The sequence below is a fragment of the Streptomyces sp. S3(2020) genome (assembly GCF_013044505.1).
Lineage (GTDB): Bacteria > Actinomycetota > Actinomycetes > Streptomycetales > Streptomycetaceae > Streptomyces.
The window spans coordinates 89,764-108,646 of record NZ_JABERD010000007.1; the positions used below are offsets into that span (position 1 = coordinate 89,764).

The 18,883-nt window shown below is 70.8% G+C and carries 11 protein-coding genes and 2 pseudogenes; 7 read left to right on the forward strand and 6 right to left on the reverse strand.

Features of this window, described 5'->3' with window-relative positions; all coding sequences use genetic code 11:
- The first annotated feature begins 4 nt into the window (after positions 1 to 4).
- From HLK59_RS04490 to HLK59_RS04515, 6 genes and pseudogenes are all read left to right on the forward strand, one after another.
- Positions 5 to 952 (forward strand): ABC transporter ATP-binding protein, encoded by a 948-nt coding sequence (locus tag HLK59_RS04490; RefSeq protein ID WP_171139886.1) that lies wholly within the window; start codon positions 5 to 7, stop codon positions 950 to 952.
- Positions 949 to 1,965 carry an ABC transporter gene (locus tag HLK59_RS04495; protein WP_171139887.1) on the forward strand — a complete coding sequence of 339 codons (1,017 nt, stop codon included), beginning with the start codon at positions 949 to 951 and terminating at the stop codon, positions 1,963 to 1,965. The genes HLK59_RS04490 and HLK59_RS04495 overlap by 4 nt, the downstream gene beginning before the upstream one ends.
- A gap of 178 nt (positions 1,966 to 2,143) precedes the next feature.
- Positions 2,144 to 5,440 carry a S8 family peptidase gene (locus HLK59_RS04500; RefSeq protein ID WP_346779646.1) on the forward strand — a complete coding sequence of 1,099 codons (3,297 nt, stop codon included), beginning with the start codon at positions 2,144 to 2,146 and terminating at the stop codon, positions 5,438 to 5,440.
- Between the two features lie 104 nt (positions 5,441 to 5,544).
- Positions 5,545 to 6,319: pseudogene (locus HLK59_RS50790) on the forward strand (SWIM zinc finger family protein); the annotation flags it as partial.
- Positions 6,316 to 9,048, forward strand: coding sequence for a DUF6493 family protein (locus HLK59_RS04510; protein WP_171139889.1), 2,733 nt, complete (start codon positions 6,316 to 6,318; stop codon positions 9,046 to 9,048). The pseudogene HLK59_RS50790 and the gene HLK59_RS04510, both read left to right, overlap by 4 nt.
- Positions 9,049 to 9,914: 866 nt before the next feature.
- Positions 9,915 to 10,229 (forward strand): hypothetical protein, encoded by a 315-nt coding sequence (locus HLK59_RS04515; protein WP_240982195.1) that lies wholly within the window; start codon positions 9,915 to 9,917, stop codon positions 10,227 to 10,229.
- Positions 10,230 to 10,582: 353 nt separating this feature from the next.
- On the opposite strand, the gene HLK59_RS04520 is transcribed toward HLK59_RS04515, so the two are convergent.
- Positions 10,583 to 11,065, reverse strand: a complete 483-nt coding sequence (locus HLK59_RS04520; RefSeq protein WP_240982196.1) for a PASTA domain-containing protein — start codon at positions 11,063 to 11,065, stop codon at positions 10,583 to 10,585.
- Between the two features lie 53 nt (positions 11,066 to 11,118).
- The gene (locus HLK59_RS04525; RefSeq protein ID WP_171139891.1) at positions 11,119 to 11,640 is read right to left on the reverse strand and encodes a SigE family RNA polymerase sigma factor; all 522 of its coding nucleotides are present in this window, start codon (positions 11,638 to 11,640) and stop codon (positions 11,119 to 11,121) included.
- Between the two features lie 1,257 nt (positions 11,641 to 12,897).
- Here HLK59_RS04525 and HLK59_RS04530 point away from each other — a divergent pair.
- Positions 12,898 to 13,803 (forward strand): hypothetical protein, encoded by a 906-nt coding sequence (locus HLK59_RS04530; protein WP_171139892.1) that lies wholly within the window; start codon positions 12,898 to 12,900, stop codon positions 13,801 to 13,803.
- 92 nt (positions 13,804 to 13,895) lie between these two features.
- On the opposite strand, the gene HLK59_RS52315 is transcribed toward HLK59_RS04530, so the two are convergent.
- The 4 genes and pseudogenes from HLK59_RS52315 to HLK59_RS04545 form a co-directional block, all read right to left on the reverse strand.
- Entirely contained in the window at positions 13,896 to 14,549 is a 654-nt protein-coding gene (locus HLK59_RS52315) for a hypothetical protein (protein ID WP_346779648.1), read from the reverse strand.
- A gap of 369 nt (positions 14,550 to 14,918) precedes the next feature.
- Positions 14,919 to 15,158 (reverse strand): annotated as a pseudogene (locus HLK59_RS52320) (helix-turn-helix transcriptional regulator); the annotation flags it as partial.
- Positions 15,159 to 15,304: 146 nt separating this feature from the next.
- A complete protein-coding gene (locus HLK59_RS04540; protein WP_171139894.1) occupies positions 15,305 to 17,518 on the reverse strand; it encodes a bifunctional serine/threonine-protein kinase/ABC transporter substrate-binding protein in 2,214 nt (737 codons plus the stop codon).
- A 52-nt stretch (positions 17,519 to 17,570) separates the two neighbouring features.
- Positions 17,571 to 18,641 carry a branched-chain amino acid ABC transporter substrate-binding protein gene (locus tag HLK59_RS04545; protein ID WP_346779647.1) on the reverse strand — a complete coding sequence of 357 codons (1,071 nt, stop codon included), beginning with the start codon at positions 18,639 to 18,641 and terminating at the stop codon, positions 17,571 to 17,573.
- Between the last annotated feature and the right edge of the window lie 242 nt (positions 18,642 to 18,883).

The window sequence follows — 18,883 nt, forward strand, 5'->3', positions numbered from 1 at the left end:
GCACATGATGAGTTACGAGACGGGTTACGGGGGGTCGGCGGACACGTCCGCGATAGAAGCCCGTGGGGTCGGCCGGAAGTACCGCCGGGGCTGGGCGCTGCGGGACTGCTCCTTCCGGCTGCCGGCCGGGCGGATCTGCGGTCTGGTGGGTCCCAACGGGGCCGGCAAGACCACGCTGATGGCCATCGCCGCGAACCTGCTGGAGCCGACCACCGGCACGCTGCGCGTGTTCGGCGCGGCCCCGGAGTCGGCGGACGCCACTCGGCGGACCGCGTTCCTCGCCCAGGAGAAGCCCCTGTTCCGGCGTTTCACCGTCGCTGAGACCCTGCGCATGGGCCGCGAACTGAACCCCGGCTGGGACCAGCGGGCCGCGGAGAACATCGTCCGCGCGGGCAATGTGCCCTTCGACGCGAAGATCGGCACACTCTCCGGCGGTCAGCGCACCCGGGTGGCCTTCGCCGTCTCCTTCGGCAAGCGTCCCGACCTGTTGCTCCTCGACGAGCCGATGTCCGACCTCGACCCGCTGGTGCGCCACGAGCTGATGGGCACTCTGCTGGCCGAGGCCGCCGAGCGCGGCACCACCGTGCTGATGTCGACGCACATGCTCGCCGAGCTGGAGGACATCTGCGACTACCTGCTGGTCATCGCGGGCGGCGGGCTGCGTCTTGCCGGTGAGGTCGACGAACTGCGCACCGCCCACGCCGTGCTGACCGGGGTCCACTCCGACGGGCGAACACCCCCGGAGCTGGGGTACCACACCGTGGTCGAGACCCGCACCAGCGGACGGCAGTTCACCTCGCTGGTACGCCCCGACGGGCCGGTCACCGGCGGCCCGTGGGAGGCGAGCATCCCGAACCTGGAGGAGCTCCTGCTCTCCTACCTGCGCTCCCCCGAAGCCCCGCCGCTGATCAGCCCCAGTTCCTACGTGGCACCGCAGGGGGTGGCGGCATGAGCACGATGACCAGCACCGGCGGCACGGCACCCGCCGGGGCCGCTGCCGCCGAAGCCGGCCGGAGGGGCGGCCCGCGGCTCAGCGGCATGAACTGGCTCGTCTGGCGGCAGCACCGGGCCGCCTACTGGACCCTGGTGGCGGCCGCCGCGGTGACCGTCGCCGTGATGATCTACCAACGCCGGCAGATGATGACGTACCTCGACGACTACGGCTCCATCAACGGCCTGAAGGCCGGCTGGGAGGAGAAGTTCGACTTCCAGCAGCCGCTCAGCATGGCCTCACGGCTGATCGGGCTCGCGCCCGTCCTGATCGGTGTCTTCGTGGGGGCGCCCCTGCTCGCCGCGGACCTGGAGAACGGCACCGCCAAGCTGGTCACCACGCAGTCCGCCGGCCGGGCCCGCTGGCTCGGCACCAAGCTCGGGACGACCACGCTCATGGTCGTGGTGTGCACCGGGGCGGTCTCCGCCGCGTTCACCTGGTGGTGGTCACCGGTCAAGTCGTCGTCGTACGCCCTGGACTGGTCCGGCGGCGCCTTCGACAGCAGCGGACCCGTGCCCGTGGCCCTCACCCTGCTCAGCGTCGTCGGCGGCGTCGCGATCGGCATGCTGCTGCGCCGGACCCTGCTGTCCATGGTCGTCACCCTGGGCTTCGCGGTCGCCGTGCAGATGGCCTGGTCGTACTTCCGGATGTCCCTCGGGAACATCGTGACCGTCAAGACCGCAAAGGGCGTCGGGGACGGCACCTTCCCGGCCGTGCCCGACGGCGCCCACGTCGTGGACCAGTCCTACCTCACCGCTTCCGGCGACTTCGTCGGCACGGGCAGCTGCACCGAGGCGACGGCGAAGGCCACCGCCGCGTGCCTGGACAAGACACACGTCGTCGGCTGGGCGGTCGAGTACATCCCGATCTCGCAGATGTCCACCATGCAGTGGCTCGGCGCCTCGATCCTGCTGGCCCTGACCGCCGGCATCGCGGCGTTCGTCATCCTCTGGGGTCGCAAGCGCCTCGTCTGACCGTCCGGACAAGCGCCTCGTCCGACCCGATTCTCCTCGCGGTCTTCCGCCCCCCCTACGCGGCCGAGCGGCCACAGTGCCGCTCGGCCGCGCCCTGATGCTGCCGCGAGCCGGCGAGTAAATCGCCGTAAATCATTCTGAAAGGCCTGAGTTGACATCGCACAAGCGTAGGAAACGAGTGGTCACCACCGTCCCGTTGGCGGCCGCCCTGGCGGCGGCGCTCGGCGCCGGGCTGCTGGTCGGCACGTCCGACAGCGCCGAGGCGGCCCGCTCAGGGCCCCCGGCCGGTGCTCCCGCGAGGACCGTCACCCTCGTCACCGGAGACAAGGTGACCCTCGACGCCAAGGGCAAGGTCACCGGCGTGGTGGCCGCCGACGGCCGCGAGGGGATGGCCTTCCGTATCCAGCAGGCCGCGGGCCATGCGTACGTCCTGCCGGGCGACGCCGAACCGCTGATCGCGAACGGGACCGCCGACCGGCGGCTGTTCGACGTGACACAGCTGGTGCGTTCGCGCTACGACGAGGCCCGCCGCTCCGACCTGCCGCTGATCGTCACCTACGACAAGGGCGAGTCCGTATCGGCGAGTACGTTCCGGAGCTCGGGTGCAACCGTCCGCCGGGATCTGCCGAGCATCAACGGCGACGCCGTACGCGCCAGCAAGTCCGAAGGCTCCGCCCTGTGGGAGACGCTCACCGGCGCGACCGGCTCCGCCAAGGTCAGGAAGATCTGGCTGGACGGCAAGGTGAAGGCGACCCTGGACAAGAGCGTGCCGCAGATCGGCGCGCCCACGGCTCACGCGGAGGGATACGACGGCAAGGGCGTCAAGGTCGCCGTCCTCGACACCGGCGTGGACGCCAGGCACCCCGACCTCAAGGACCGTATCGACGCGGTGAAGAACTTCTCCGCCGCCGCGGACACCGTCGACCGCGCGGGCCACGGCACGCACGTGGCCTCGACGATCGCGGGCTCCGGCGCCCGGTCTCCCGCCGGCGCGACGTACGAGGGCGTCGCGCCCGGCGCCCGGCTCCTGGTCGGCAAGGTGCTCGACGACGCCGGCGAGGGCGACAGCTCCGGAGTCATCGCGGGTATGCAGTGGGCCGTCGCGCAGGGCGCGAAGGTCGTCAACATGAGCCTGGGCGGCACCGACACCCCCGGTATCGACCCCGTCGAGCAGGCCGTCAACGACCTGTCGGCCAGCTCCGGTGCCCTGTTCGTCATAGCCGCCGGCAACGAGGGCCCGGACGAGGGCACCATCGGCACCCCCGGCAGCGCGGTCGCCGCGCTCACCGTCGGCGCGGTCGACCGCCGGGACGCCATCGCCGACTTCGCCAGCCGCGGCCCCACCGCCGACGGCTTCCTCAAGCCGGACGTCACCGCGCCGGGCGTGGACATCGTCGCCGCCAAGGCCGCCGAAGGCGACATGGGCGACCCCGCCGCCGACGGCTACGTCTCCATGAGCGGTACGTCGATGGCGACCCCGCACGTGGCGGGCGCCGCGGCGATCCTGGCGCAGAAGCACCCGGACTGGACCGGCGCGCGGATCAAGGCCACCCTCACCGCCTCCGCGAAGCCGACCCCCGCCACCTCCGCGTACACACAGGGCACCGGCCGGGTGGACGTCGCCAGGGCCATCACCCAGCAGCTCACCAGCAGCCCGACCGCGCTGGGCTTCGGGACACAGGCCTACCCTCACACCGACGACCAGCCGGTCGCCAAAAACGTCACCTACCGCAACACGGGCACCGAGCCGGTCACTGTCGACCTGGCCACCGAGGCCTACGGCAACGACGGAAACCCCGCAGCCGAGGGCATGTTCACCGTCTCGCCGCAGCGGCTCACCGTCCCGGCGGGCGGTGAGGCGACCGCCACCGTGACCACCGACACCCGCGTGGGCACGGCCGACGGCAGCTTCGGCGGCTCGCTGACCGCCACCACCGCCGACGGCACCACCACCACGCGCACCTCCCTCGGCGTCGTCCGCGAGGTCGAGTCGTACGACCTGACCATCAAGCACCTCGACCTCAGAGGCAAGGCCGCCGTCGATGCCACGACGAACATCTTCGGCCTGGACAACGAAGTCTGGACGGAGCTCGCCGGCAAGAAGGACGGCCAGTTCACCATCCGTCTGCCGAAGGGCCGTTACGCCCTGGAAGGAAGGTTCTTCACCGACAGCGGCGGACGGTCCGTGCTGCTGCACCCGAAGTTCGCGCTCACCAAGGACACGACCCTGGTCATGGACGCCCGGAAGACGAAACCCGTCAAGATCACCGTGCCGGACGGCGCGGCCAAGCCCGTGGGCGCACTGTTCTCCTTCCATGTCGACGTCAACAACAATCCGTACACCTCCATGTACCCCGCCCGCTCCATGGGCAGCATCCGCGTCGGACAACTCGGCGCCCCGCAGCCGGCCGCCGAGGTGTCCGCGATGTACCACGGCATCTGGACCCACAAGTCGGTCAACTACCAGCTGGCCTGGAACCGTACGGGTGATCTGTCCGGCTTCACCAAGAACGTCAAGCGCTCGCAACTCACCAAGGTCAAGGTCGTCGTCGGAGCGCCCGCAAAGGGCAAGACCGCGACCGTCGCCGCCACGCCCCTGATGCCCGGCGGCTCCTACAACATCTTCGCGACCGGCGGCCGACTGCCGCTGACCAGCACCGACTACGTGCTGCCCAACGGAATCAAGTGGTTCTACCAGGCCAGCCAGTACGGCTCCCCCGACGCCGACGGCGAGCCGACGTGGGAGGGCACGCAGGACAGCGCCCCCAGGGCGTACGCGGCGGGCAAGGAGTACACGCAGCGCTTCAACATCGGCGTCTTCGGACCGTCCCTCCCCTCGGGCCCCCTCGCGGACGACCGGCCCGGAGCGGTACGCGTCGGCGACACCTTCGAGGCGTACCTGCCGATGTTCTCCGACGGCGCGGGCAACGTGGGCAGGACCGTCCACACCAAGGCCAAGAGCTCCCTCTACGCCGACGGCAAGAAGATCTTCGCCGTCAACGACACGCTGAACAGCGAGTCGTACACGCTTCCCGCGGGCAAGCACACCTACAAGCTCGCCGTGGACGCCTCCCGCTCCCCGGCACAGTCCGCGGTCAGCACCCGCACGACCGCCACCTGGACCTTCACCTCGGAGCACGTCTCCGGCGACACCCCCAAGCGGCTCCCGCTGACCGTCGTCCGCTACACGCCCAGCCTGTCTACGGCCAGTACCGCCAAGGCCGGCACGACACTCACCGTGCCCTTCAGCCTCCAGGGCGCGGCCACCAAGGTCGGCACACTGCGCAAGCTGGCCTTCGCCGTCTCCTACGACGACGGCAGGACCTGGGAGAGGACCACCGCCGTGAACGGCAAGCTCCTCAAGCTGCGCAGCCCCGCCGAGCCCGGCCCGGTCTCCCTTCGCGCCACCCTCACCGACGCCGACGGCAACACCCTGAACCAGACCGTCCACCGCGCGTACCGCACCACCAAGTAGGCGTGCGGAGCGCCCAGTTGGCCCCCGCCGGCCGCCCGGCGGGCTGCTCAGCGTCTACCGACTGCCACCCTGCACACCTGGCCTCAACCGGTCGGGGACCTCTGGCGGCCGCCGTGCTGCGGGCGTTGCCCCGGCCCGCCCAGCGGTCCGATGCCCGTACGAACCGTTGGGTGGCGTCCGCAGGCCGCACCCTGCGTCCCACGACCAGGCCTACTCCGGGGGCCGTGTACCTGCTGACCCTCCAGACGGTCCTGCGGCACGCGACGGCCGTACGGGTGTACGCGCCGGCCACCCCGGACGCCGCGGACGGGGCCGCCGCCGTCGCCTGGGAGGTCGAACTACCCGGCATGCGGCTGACGTTGGTCCTCTCGCCGAGTGCTTCGCGCGGCTTCTCCGGCGAGGGCGGAGTGCTGCACGACCTCGCCACCGAGCCCGCGGCAGCGGACGCGGAACGGGTTGCCGAGCTGCTCGCCTGGGAGCCGAGGATCGATGGCACCGAGCTTTCGGCGCAGGCCGGTTCGCCGGCCGGCCGGGTGCGCGCCGCGCTGACCACGCATGGGGACGTCCGACCAGATCGGCCACGACCTCGCCGAGGAGGCGTACTGCCACCGCCATCTGCCCTACCGCGCGGGCGCCGCCGAGACGCACAACCCCCGGGTCGGGAAGGGCGACGACGCCCATGTGGTCCGCACCGACGACGAGTCGGCGCAGCTGAGCTGCACCTGTTTCCGGTGGGCGAAGTACCGGGGCGGGCGCGGCCCCCGCAAGCACATGCTCGCGGTGGGCATGGTGCGCGGCACGGCGGCGGACGCGCGAACGTACGTCACAGGGACAGGGACAGCGGCAGCGACCGCGGCACGATCGGAGACGGCACGATGACACTGGTCCAACTCGCGGAAGCCGGCGACGTCAGCGGAGTACTCAGGGAACTCGGCACTCTGACGCCGGACGAGCGCGCGGCACAGGCCGAGGCTCTGGAGGCCCGGCGGGCGCCGATGGGAGCCGACTGGCGCCATGTCCCCGAGAAGGAGAGAGCCGCGCAGCTCGCCGCCGAACTCGGTTGCCGGACCGACCCCGTGGCCGCAGCCGACTGGATCCTGCGGCCCGGGTACGGTGCCAACCCGCTCTTTCTGCCCCTCCACGGCGTCTGGATGCTCGACGTCGTGAACCTCCACCCCGTGGCCTGGCGGGCCGAGTTGGCCGCACAACTCGGCGAGCGGTCGACGCACGTGCCCGGGATGATCTTCAGGTCCGACCTCGTCGAACACCTCGTCCACGACACCGGCTGTCCCGTCCCGACCTCCGACGGGTTCATCAGCAGCTGGCTGTCCTGGCGCGGCAACGACTGGGGGCCTCCCGCGCACCTGTGCGGCAGGCCCCGGCCGGACGCCACCTTCCTGGAACGGCTGCGCACGGACGACCTGTCACCGATGCTCCTCCCGCTGGCGCTGGAGCGACCGGGTGTGTTGCTCGGCGCGGATTCGTTCCACGAGTTCCTCACCACCAGAGGCCGCTCGTACATCAGGGAAGAGACCAGGCTGGGCGTCTTCATCAGCCTCGCCGAGGAGGGTCTGGTCGACCGTGCCGCGCTGATCCGGCGCGTCTTCACCGACCTGGCCCGCAGCAAATCCGAGTGGAACTCCCCTGTCGCGCTGACGGAACTCGCCCTCACGCCCGCGGAACACGCCTTGTTGACCTGCGAACGCGTCGCGCTCGCCTTGCCGTTGCTCGCCCGGCTGCTCCAGGACGGCACGCGCAGGGAGACCGCGACGCCACTCGCGTACCTGCGCGCCCTCGACCTCACCCAGGCCGAGAACGTACTCGCCCTCCGGGACCATGTGGCACTGCTCGACCGGTCGTCGCCGGTGGCCTCCTACGCCCAGGAGGTTCTGACCGGTCTGGACGAGGCCGGGCTGCTGGAGCCCGACGTGTTCACCGAGACGTGCGAGCGTGTCCTGCTACGACCGGAGAAGAAGCTGGCCCGTGCCCAGCTCGTCCGGCTCGACCGCGCGGCCCGCAAGGACCCCGCACGCGCTGCCCGGACCGTTCTCGACGCGGCGACGGCCCTCGGCCACCGGGACGTCGACGTACAGGAGCGCGCCCTCGATGTGATCGCCCGGCACCTCGAGGCGGCGGGCGACCCGGTACTGCCCGAACTGCGCACGGCCGCCGCACGGATCAGCCCCGGTCTCATGGCCCGGGCCGCCGATCTCTTCGGCACCGCGGCGGACCGTCGCACCGACCAACTCGTGCGACAGTACGCCGACATGCTGCCCGTCGTGCCCGAGCCGCGCCCGGTGCCGGGGCCCATCGAGACGGCCGTAGAGGTCGCCGAAGAGCTCGCGGCGGTCGTCGCGAACGACAAGGACGTGGTGACGTTCGAGCGTGTCCTGGACGGACTGGTCCGCCACGCCCACCTCGACCGGGCCGCGCTGGTCCAGGCGTTGCGGCCGGTCATGCGCGAGGAACCCCGTGAGGTCGTCGACTTCACCCAGTCCGACGTGTACGACGTGGCCAGGGCGCTGCGGGGCGACCAGCCGAGGAAGTGCCTCACCGCCCGCATCTGGCGCAACGACTCCTCCCCGGCGGGGGATCTGCTGCGGGCTCGCCTGGCCGAGGCGATCGACATCATCGACAGTGACGCGCAGCCGTTCCTGCTGTCCGTGCCGACCGATGCCACGGGTGCGCTGGACGCCGCCGTACTCGTGCGGCGGCTCGCGGTGCTCGACGGGCTCGGTATCACGCCCGCGCCGGTCGACCTGGCCCAAGCGCTGTTGCGCGTCACCCCGACCGCCGACGAGACAACGCTGGGCGCGGCCGGGCAGCTCGGGTCCGACGCCGGGCAGCGGTTGGCGCGGTGGCTGCGCGAGGGCGGTCTGCCGCACCGGGATTCCGGCCACGCGGGCTGGCCCGACACCCACGCGGGCAAGCACCCGACGGAATGGCTGAGCCACCTGCCCCCCGGGCCGACCCCCGGCCCTGCGCTGCTCCCGTCCGCCGCGACCCTGATCGGGCCGCACCGGGACAGCGGCCTCTACGACCCGATGGTCCCCTTCTGGCTGGCCCAGTTGCCGCACCACCGCGAACTCGTGCTGGCCCGCGACTACTTCAGGTACCACGTGTCCAGGCGAGGCTGGGCCCACGCCTTGCCGTTCGCCGCGGAATCCGGTGGCCCGGCGGGATTCGCGCTGCACCTTGCACTGGCCGACACCCTCACATACGACCAACAGGGCGAGCGCGACGCGGCGGTGGACGCGCTGCTCGTCCTCGCCGCGCGCGGACAGCTGGACACCGGTCTGCTGGGACGGCAGCTGGCCGAGATGCTGCGCGGCAAGTGGATCGAGGCGAACCGCGTGACCGCCTCCCTGCGGACGGCGGCCGACACCGGCGCGTACGCCACCGTCTGGTCCGTGCTCGAAACCGTCCTGCCTCGTCTGCTGCGCGACCCCGCGGTCCGGGGTACCGGACCACTGCTCGCCCTCGGCGTCGACTGCGCTTCCCGCTGTGCGGCGCAAGGCGAGATACCCGAGGTCACAGCAGCCGCGGGGCGCGCCGGATCAAGCCAGGTGGTGAAGAACGCGCGGCTGCTGCGCGAGATACTGGCCTAAGGGCTCGCAGAGAACAAGGTGTTGCTTCGCACGCTTCGGTTCGTTGGTCTGCTACGGGCGTCTCCGATGAGGTTCGTGGTCAACTCACTGTGACGTTCGGGGTGTTGTTCCCTTATCTGAACGAGCGGCAGCGGCGGCTGTTGACGGGGGCCGAGGCCCGGTTCCTGGGGCACGGTGGTATCCGGACGGTCGCACGGGCGGCCCGGGTCAGGCACCACTTGCCGGTCTCCGCATCCTGTTCCCAGCTCGGCCGTCCTCGGCGGGTCTCGTTGATGCCCAGGACTGTGACCTGCGAGCCAGCTGCGGATCCTGTGCGGCCTGGATGACCGTGAAGCCGGCATCCCGTATGCGGCACCCGGCCGCACCCCGCAGCCGGGCAGTCAGCCCGGCACCGGACGGGATCTGCGGGATCTGCTCGTTGAAGGGCCGGCGAGGGCAGCCGACCTCGCGGCACCTTCAGGGCGCTTGTGCCAGCGGAACTCCAATCCGCTCTCGCCGTACGGGAGATCGCGCGCCCGGGCCACCGCCGATCCCTTCACCCGGGTGGCGAAGACCCCCGGAGGCCGGGCTGGCCCTGGCTGTCTCGTCGGCCGTGACCAGGTGGACCCTGCGTCCTCCGTCGGCCAGCCGGTCAACCCGCGCGACGGACACCCCGTAGAGGTCGAGCGGCAACGTCGCATAGTTGACCGAACCCTTGGCTCCTGCATCATCGTTCGGCGGCAAGAACAGAGATGATCACTCTGGCCCACGGGCATCCCCCATCCGGGGCCGTGCCGAATGCCTGATGACAATCCGCCGAGGCATTCCAGGCACGGCTCGGCGAGAACCACGCCGACTCGCCCAGCATCTGGCTCAAGCTTCGCGAGATGGGCCCCGGAATCGCCGCGCTGGACTGCAACCAGGCGCTCGACGCGGCACTCTGCCAAGGCTGGAACGACGGCCAGAAGGCCAAGTTCGATGACCAGTGGTGTCTCCGGCGGTTAACCCCGCGCAAGCCGCGCAGCAAGTGGTCCAAGGCCAACCGGGACAAGGTGGCCGCCTTGATCGAGCAGGGCCGGATGCATCCGCCGGGAGCTCTGACCGCCGACCCGGCCGCGGCGGAGTTCTTCGAGACACTGGACACTGGACCGGCAGAACCACTACGCGATCCTGTACCGGATCCAGGACGCCAAGAAGGTTGAGGTCGAGCGCGTCGGATCGAAGAGTACGTAGCGATGCTGGCGAAGGGCGCGAAGCCGCACCCGTGGTCACTGAGAGGGACCGCGGCCGTGTGCTGCCCTGGGCTCCTGGCGCGCCTGCGGCCCCGGTAGCAGCCACCAACTGCCCTCGCTGAGCGTAACGAGACGTCAGAGTCCCTGAGCAGGCACACCGCTCAAGATCGAAGACTCGACTAAGTCACCCGGGACCAGCGCAACGCACTCGCGGAGTTGGGCGCCAACTGGGCATGATGTTGCTGCCTGGTCGTGTGATGCTGGTACGGGCGCCCGCCCCTGATTGACGCAGGGGCGGGCGTCTGTACTGGCTCAGGGCCTGGTCAGCCGGCGCAGACGGTGAAGTTGACCGTGTCGCCTGTCTTGACGGTCTTCGGGGCGTGCGGGGACACGCCGAGTACCGAGCCCGGCTTGCAGCCCTTGACGGCCTTCTTCGTGACAGTGCCGAGTGTCGTCTGCGTCTTCTCCAAGTACGTCTTGGCTCCGTCCAGACTCCAGCCCGCGAAGTCGATCGGGACGGTCTGGCCGTCGGGGAAGAGGTACAGCATGGTGGTGGTGTCGGTGTTGGTGGCCGTACTGGTAGCCGCCGGGGTCGAGCTGTTGGTGGCCGTGCTGGTGGCCGCCGAGGTCGAGCTGCCGCCGCCGGCGATCGAGGTGGCCAGGGCCGTGCCCCCACCCGCCGCGATGAGGGCGGCGGCGACGGCGGCGATGCCGACGGTGCGCCTGCGCCGGGTACGGCGCAGGATCTGCGGCGCGTCGAAGTCGGGGGCCTCTGCGGAGTTCGCGAACCGGTTCATGGCGTTCATCAGTTCCTCTTCGAAGGGTGTGCAGCCGGAAGACCGTGCATCGCCGTACGAGTTCATCGGATTCCTTCCGTGTGCTGCCGTGGTGAAGGGGCGGAGAGTACGGGGATCTGGTCTCTGAGCTTCTCGATCCCGCGGGCGAGCTGGGAGCGCACCGTGCTGGGCGATATGCCCAGGTCGGCTGCGATCTCGATGTCGGAGAGGTCGTGGAAATACCGCAGCACCACGACCGTGCGCATCCGCATGGGAAGTTGTTGCAGGGCGCGCACCAACTGGTCCCGGTTGTCCACCTGTCCGAACTCGTCTCCCGGGGCGGCTTTGTCACCGCTTTCCGGATCGGAGGTCGTGACCAGGCGGCGGAACCTGCGCCAGCGGTCGTTGGCCAGGTTCACCATGATCCGCCGCACATAGAGGTCCGGAGCGTCCTTCCCGGCGATGGTGCGCCATTTGCGGCAGGCCCGCTCCAGGGTCTCCTGGACCAAGTCCTCCGCCGCCTCACGGTTGCCCGTCAGGACGAAGGCTCCCCGGAACAGCGCGGTCGACCTCGCGGCGACGAAGGCCTGGAAGTCCGTCTCCATACGCGCCTCCCTTCCTGTCACCTCTCCTCGACGTGAACACCGCCTCATCTGCTGCACGGTCGCACTGAGACCTGGGTCACAGGCGCCGTACCCGACAACCAGCGCCTACGGACTGCCTGCGTCACCACCCGCCGAACCCGCGGACACCTCAGCACCGCTCAACTTTGAAGACCCGAAAACCCACTGGTGGAAACATCGGCAGGACGCCCCGAGTCGACCTCACCGACGGCCCGGTGGCCCTTGAGGCGATCCGTCCCCCATTCGACTGCGTGTCGCTGCTCGTAGTCGTCCTTGTCGAACGGGCGGGGCCGCCTCACGCTGTCGAAGTCAACTGTGGGACCGCGCTTAAACGCTCCCACACCACGCAGAGACAAAATCGCAGGTCACAGCGGTTCGAATGCCACCCTGGGTGCGTACGCGGCAGAGTTCGCTGCACCACTGAGCGGCATTCGCTGCACGCCATGCCCCCTCGAGAACCGCGCTTTTGCAGGTCCCGCAAGGTCCGGTAGGCCAGCCGGAGCCTGCTCTGCCGCCCGTGCACCATGCAACCGGCTCTGACGTCGTCATCGGCCCCTTGATCTTGGCCACCACCTACTGACGTCCAACGGTTCTACGAAGACCGGAAGTTCACCGCCGGCGCCTACGCCGCACCTCGCGTGGTGCGGCGGATCGGCATCGGCCCCACGATCGTCACCGGCTTCCCGTGGTTCAGCCTGTCCCTGCTGCTGGTGCCGCTGGCCGACGGCCCGGGGCAGCTACCTGATCGCTGCCAACTTCCGGGTACGCCCTCTCGGCACGGTGGGCGCCGTGCCGAGCGCGGCTCGGAATCCTCCGCATCGCCACCACCTCCGGCCGCCAGGACCCAGCCCCTCGGCGACAGCCCAGACGTCTTCAGGGGCGAGGAGTTGAGAGACACCTCAACCCCGCCTTCGCCCACCGCAGCTCGTGGACGGACGTCTCAGCATCTCAGTACGGCGTCTCAGGCAGCACGTGTTTCCGCAGCTCAGGGTGGGTGAGACGGTTGCGTCGTCGCGGGTTGGGCGGTAGTGGTTGCGGTGGCTCCCGGGTGTCTTCGAACCTGTGGGTGTCGCACCGACCGAGGCGTATCCGAAAGCGCCGAGGAGTCTGCTGACGACTCTCCCCCATGCCCGCCCACCGGGCATCGGTGTGCCCGTGTCGGGTGCCCGTGCCTGTCGGGAGAGTCGGCGCGGACCGGTAGCGAACCCATAGGGATCACGAGAAGAAGGAACCAACAGCATGAGCAGGAACACCCACGCACGCCGTCGCCCGGGCCGCCGTGCGGCCGTCGCCGGACTCGTCCTGGCCGTTGCCCTCGGTGTGTCGACGCAGGTAGCAGCCCAGGGCGCAGTCACCGCTCCCGCCAAGGCATCCGCGAAGGCGTCCACCGGGCCGCGTTCGGTCACCGGCTTCAACGGTGACGTGGTGACTCAGGTCGCCGACTTCTACGGCGCCTACATCGACTCGCGGGACGACGCCGCGGGCCCGGATGCCAAATTGGCCAAGGCGCTGCGTGCGCACTACCTGACCCCGGCCTTCGCACAGCGGCTGGAGACGTGGGAGAAGAAGAACAACCTGGACGGTCTCCTGCGTGCCCAGAACGTTCCGGTGGACTGGACGGTGAGCGAGGGCCGCAACGGCCTGGAGGCCGTCGTCACCCTCGCTTTCGGCGGCGGGGAGTCTCCGACGACCGTGACCAGGCTCGTGGTGAAGCAGGAGCCGATCGGCGGCATCAGCGACATCCGCACCACGAGCACCACCCCCGCCGCGGTGCGGTCGGTGAGTGGCAGGACTGGTGACTCGGTGACCCGGGTCGCCGACTTCTACGGGGCGTACGTCGACGCCAAGGACGCCCCCGCGGGCCCGGATGCCAAATTGGCCAAGGCACTGCGTGCGCACTACCTGACCCCGGCCTTCGCACAGCGGCTGGAAGCGTGGGAGAAGAAGAACAACCTGGACGGCGTCCTGCGTGCCCAGAACGTCCCCGTGGACTGGACGGTGAGCGAGGGGCGCAACAGCGGCGAGATCGTCGTCACCCACTCCTTCGGCGGCGGGGAGTCTCCGACGGTCACGACCAACCTCGTCGTGGAGCTGGAGCCGGTGTACGGCGACGTCACCGACATCCGCACCAAGAACACCCGCTGACAGCACACTCCCTGACGCCGCGTCCGCGCCGCCTTGCCCGGCCCAAGCCCGGCCCGCCGTCGATCGGAGGCGGGCCGGGCGACGCTGCTTCGTCAGCCGTCGGACGCTTCCATGTTGGCGGCGGGGATCGGGACCCAGCGGCCGGGGCGGTGGTAGATGCGGTCGTACCGGTAGCCGTCCAGTCCCTTGATGCTGGTGCTGCGGAAGGGACGCCCGTGGTCGTCGATGCGAACCGTGCCGGTGCGGCCTTGCGAGGACCACGTCAGATCGAGGTACCAGTCGCAGGTGCAGGACTCGTTGAGTGCCGAGACCACAAAGACCTCGGGCTCCTGAAGAGACACCCGGTAGGGGAAGTCGATCGCGGGGATCTTCGTGCCCGCCCCGTTGTCACCGGGCATCGAACGGGCCTGGGGTTGGTACGCATCGAGGTCCACGGAGAAGTACCGAGGAACGATGCCGGCGCCGCAGCCGTCGCCCAGGGAGTAGACCGTGCCGCGGTCCGCGGCGGGGGTGTCGCGGTTGACCATACGCACGTGAAGAGCGTCAAGGACCACGGCGGCGGAGCCGCGTCCCTGCACGGTGATCTGTACATCGGTGGCGCCTGCGTGCACCGCCCGCTGGGAGGAGACCCACGCCTCGGTGTCCTCCGGGTGCGGCGGCTGCGGGACCTGCCCCGGCGCCTTGGCTACGACGTAGGCCACGCCGCAACCGGTGCGTCCACGGGCGGTCCAGGTGAGGGGAGCCACGGGTCGGACCGTACCCGCGCCGGACCGGTTCGCCTGGGGGCCGCCGCCGTCATGTGTGGCCGACGCGGAGGGAGGCCCGGCGGCGGACGCGGTCAGACCGAGCAACGCGACGACGAGCGAAGCCGCCAGCACCGTCCACCGCACGGATCGCAGCCGGGAACGCCCAACGGCCGATGGGATCGCCCTGGGTGCCGCCACGTCCTGCCTGTCCCCGATGTCGGCAGCGGTCGATGCGACATCTCCAGCGGCGTCGATCAACACCCCTGCGTTCGTGCTGGAGTGGAGCGCTGGAGCCTGCTGGGCGCGGGAAGGTCCTGGTCGTTGGCGCGCGGCGTGGGCCAGGATCCACCGGCGGTGCAACTCCGTGCGCTCTTCGGGGGAGGCACCACAGAGCGCAGCGAACCGCTCGACTACGGCGAAGTCCTGCGGGACCGACTCTCCGGAGCAGTACCGATGCAGGGTGGAGGGGTGCATGTCCAGCCGACGGGCCAGTGCCGCGTAGCTGCGGTCGGTGCCTTCCTTCAAACGCCTCAGCAGCAACGCGAATTCCGCTACGTCATCGTGACTCGAATCCATGTGGTCCGTACTCGTATCCGCTTGTCGACCCATACAGGCCGGTCCCGATGGGGCACTGCGCCCCCGGCGCTCCCCGTATCTGCACGCTGATACGCACGGGACGGTTCCAGGGAAGTCTTCCGGGTCTCGGAAGTACGCATGGGCGTCTCGTCGCGGCCGGTGCCGTCGACCCGGCAGGCTCAGGTGGTGGCGTCCCGGTAGTCGCCCAGGCAGCGGAAGGCGCCCGGCGTCGCGCGGAAGAGGTACATCGCGTCCGTGTAGCGATGGGTGGCCGAGTCGTAGCGCAGCCGCTTGGTGATCCCCTTGTAGTCGGTTTCTCTCAACTGGCCCACGATCGCGCCCCGTTCGGCGTGCGACGCCCCCAGGGCCGCCATGGCGCGGGCCACGAAGTGCGTCGCGTCGTAGGCCTCGGCGGAGTACCGGGGCGGCGCGGTCCTGAAGCGTGCGCGGTAGGTGGTGACGAACGACTTCGCGGCCGTCACCCGGGTGGGGTCCAGGAACGCGGCGGCGAACACCCAGCCTTGGGCCGCGTCGCCCGCCGAGGTGAGGAAGCGGGTGTCGAGGGCGCGCCCGCCGGCCAGCCGTGCGCCGGAATAGCCCACCGCCGTCAGCGCCCTGGCCAGCCGTGCCGCCCGGAGATACCCGCCGCCGAACACCACCGCGTCCGCTCCCGCATCCGTCACCGACCTCGCCAGGGCACGGAAGTCGGCCGTATCGCTCTCGGCGGCGAGAGTGCGCCGGATGACGGTGCGTTGCCCAGTGCGCACGGCCTCGTCGATGCCCGAGCACAGCCGCCAGCTGTAGTCGCCCTCGGCGGCGTCGTCGATCAGCACCGCCTTGCGGGCCGCCACGGTGCGCACGAGGTACGCGACGAGCGGCGCCGCCAGGGTGGAGTCATCGGGGCGGGTGGCCGCGTAGACCCGGTAGGTGGTCGGGGAGACCTCGTCGAGTCCGGTGGACACCGTGACCATGGGGAGCCGCGCCCGCTGGTAGAGGTCGAGAGTGGCCCTGGCGCAGGCGTCCGTGGTCGGCCCGAGCACCGCCAGGACCCGCGCGTCCGCCGCCAGTTGCCCGGCGATCCGTCGCGCCCGGGTGGTGGCGCCCTCGTCGTCGTGCACCTGGAGCGCCAGGTCGAAGCCGCGTCCGGCAAGGGAGTTGAGATGGTCGACGGCGAGCCGGGCGCCGTTCTCCTGAGCCTGGCCGACCTCTTTCTGCTCGCCGCTCAGATCGGCGTGCAGGGCGACGACCAGCCGCGGCAGCGGGCTCGAAGTGCCCTGGGCCGAGGCACGGCCTGGACTTCCGGCCGTCCGCCACAACGCCGTTCCGCCCGCCGCCAGTACGCCGGCGGCAGAGCCGAGCGCCAGGAAGCGGCGGCGTGTGGCACCCCCACCGACCGTGGCACCCCCACCACCCGTGGGGCCCCCACCGCCCGTGGGAGCCGTGTCGACGGCCGTGGTCGCGGTGGACACCTCGGTCGCCTCGACGGCGGGCAGGGCGAGCACGGCCGCCGAACGGCGTGCGATCAGCCGGGTCACGGGCTCCGGCAACCAGCCACCGCCACCGCCATAACCATCTCCACCGCCCTCGCCCTCGCCCTCCAGGACCCGCCGCACCTCGGCCACCCCCGGCCGCGAGGCGGGCTCCTTGTCCAGGCAGCTCCGCAGCAGCGGCAGCAACGACTGCGGTACGCCGTCCAGTAGAGGCGGGTCATGGATCGTGCGCATCAGCGTCTCGGCCGCGGAACCCCGCCCGAAGGGGCGCTCACCGGTCACCGCGTACACCAGCAGACAGCCGAGCGAGAAGACATCGCTGGGCGGACCGATCTCCCGGCCCCTGCCCTGGGCCTGCTCGGGAGAGAGGAACCCCGGGGAGCCCACCACCATCCCGCTGGCGGTGAGCGCGGTGTCCTCCGGCATCCGGGCGATACCGAAGTCGATCATCCGGGGTCCGTCGACCGCGAGCAGCACGTTGCCGGGTTTGACGTCCCGGTGCACGAGGCCCGCCGTGTGCACCGCGTCCAGCGCCACGGCCAGCCGCGCCCCGAGAACGCGGACGCTGTCGTACGGCAGGGGGCCGCACTCCGTCAGAGCCTCGTCCAGGGCGGGACCCGGTACGAACGCCGTGGCGAGCCAGGGTGATTCCGCGTCCGGGTCGGCGTCGAGCAGCGGCACCACCCAAGGGCTCACGACCCGCCCCGCCGTCTCCACCTCACGCCGGAACCGGGCCCGGAACCCCGCATCGCCGGCATACGCCGCACGGATCACCTTCACGGCGGCGAGCGCGCCACCGGGGGAACGGCCCAGGTACACCACACCCATGCCGCCCGCACCGAGCCGGCGCAGCAGCCGGTAGTCCGCGATCCTGGCCGGGTCGGCTCCGCGCAACGGCTCCATCAACGCCCCGTCGGACGAACGCCGTAGTCGGACAGGTGAGCGCCTGATCCCATCAGGCGGACACCTGATACGACGCCACGCCCTGGTAGGCGAACCGGCCACCCTCGACCCGCCACAGGTAGACCCCGCTGCCGTCGATCACCAGCGCCCCCGTCTCCTTGTCGAACGCGAGGTTCCGCGCGATCCCCGTGTACGACCCCGCTCGCAGCGCCGTGGCCAGGTTCTGCCGGGTGCGGCTCTTGAGGCTCAGTGACCGCAGTGTCTTCACGGCGAACTGTGCCACGTCGTACGTCTCCACCGCGTACCGCTCCGGCTCCGCGCCGAAGAGTTCGCGGTGCGCCGCCCGGAACTCCTTCGCCTCCGGCGCCACGGTGGCGTCCATCGCCGGGGCGACGATCGCCCAGCCGTCCGCCGCGTCGCCGGCCGCGGACAGGAACCGTGCGTCGAGCACTCCTTGGGCGGCGGCGCTCGCGCCCCGAAAGTCACGGCGGTGCAGTTCCCGGGCCAGCAGCGCGGCCCGTTCGTGGTAGCCGGCGAAGACCACCGAGTCCGCGCCCCCCGTCAGCAGAGCGTCCAGGGTCGGCCCGAAGTCGGTGCGCAGGGCGCTGACCACCTTGGGCACGGCCGGCAGCGGGACCTTGCGCAGGATGTTGGCGAGGGTACTGCTGATCTCCCAGCCGTAGGCGTCCGCCGCCCGGTCGTCGACGATCCCGACCGTGCGCGACTTCGCCGTACCCCTCAGGTACGCGTCCAGGTAGAAGGGCAGGATCGTGTCCGTCACCCGGGCGTGCAGGAAGGACCGGCTCCCCAGCACCGTCAGCGCGGTGGCTCCTGGCGTGACCGCGATCAGCGGCAGCGACGCGGCGTCGTACGTCGCCAGCGAGGCCAGGGCGGTGGCGTCCGTGGTGGGACCGAGCACCGCCAGCACGGAACGGTCGGCGACGAGCTTCTTGGCCGCCGTAAGGGCCCGGGCCGGATCACCGCCGTCGTCCACCGTCTTCACGGCGAGCGAGAAAGGCGCGCCCGCACGGGAGTTGAACTCGTGGACCGCGAGCCGCAGACCCTGCTCCTGCGCACGCCCGACCTCCTTCTGATCACCCGTCAGATCGGCGTGCAGGCCCAGGGTCCAGCCCCGCCGCGCCCACCGGCTCCCAGCCCCCCTCCCCCCTCGGCCTCCACCCCGCCCTCACGGGTGATCAGAAGGACGGCGGGCCTGCGCCGGAGCCGGCTGTGCGGCCCCCGGTCCACGAGGTCAACACCCGTACACGCCGCCCCTTCCCCCCCGCCGCGACCACCCCGAGCACCGTGGGCGCTCCTCCCCCCGCCCCTACGCTCCCCCAGACCGTCCACCACCCCAGGGCCCTG

What these genes read in the sequence shown, in the direction of transcription:
- HLK59_RS04490 (WP_171139886.1), top strand. Translation starts at nt 5, where the DNA reads ATGATGAGTTACGAGACGGGTTACGGGGGGTCGGCGGACACGTCCGCG.
- HLK59_RS04495 (WP_171139887.1), top strand. Translation starts at nt 949, where the DNA reads ATGAGCACGATGACCAGCACCGGCGGCACGGCACCCGCCGGGGCCGCT.
- HLK59_RS04510 (WP_171139889.1), top strand. Translation starts at nt 6,316, where the DNA reads ATGACACTGGTCCAACTCGCGGAAGCCGGCGACGTCAGCGGAGTACTC.
- HLK59_RS04515 (WP_240982195.1), top strand. Translation starts at nt 9,915, where the DNA reads ATGGGCCCCGGAATCGCCGCGCTGGACTGCAACCAGGCGCTCGACGCG.
- HLK59_RS04520 (WP_240982196.1), bottom strand. Translation starts at nt 11,065, where the DNA reads ATGAACGCCATGAACCGGTTCGCGAACTCCGCAGAGGCCCCCGACTTC.
- HLK59_RS04525 (WP_171139891.1), bottom strand. Translation starts at nt 11,640, where the DNA reads ATGGAGACGGACTTCCAGGCCTTCGTCGCCGCGAGGTCGACCGCGCTG.
- HLK59_RS04530 (WP_171139892.1), top strand. Translation starts at nt 12,898, where the DNA reads ATGAGCAGGAACACCCACGCACGCCGTCGCCCGGGCCGCCGTGCGGCC.
- HLK59_RS04540 (WP_171139894.1), bottom strand. Translation starts at nt 17,518, where the DNA reads ATGGAGCCGTTGCGCGGAGCCGACCCGGCCAGGATCGCGGACTACCGG.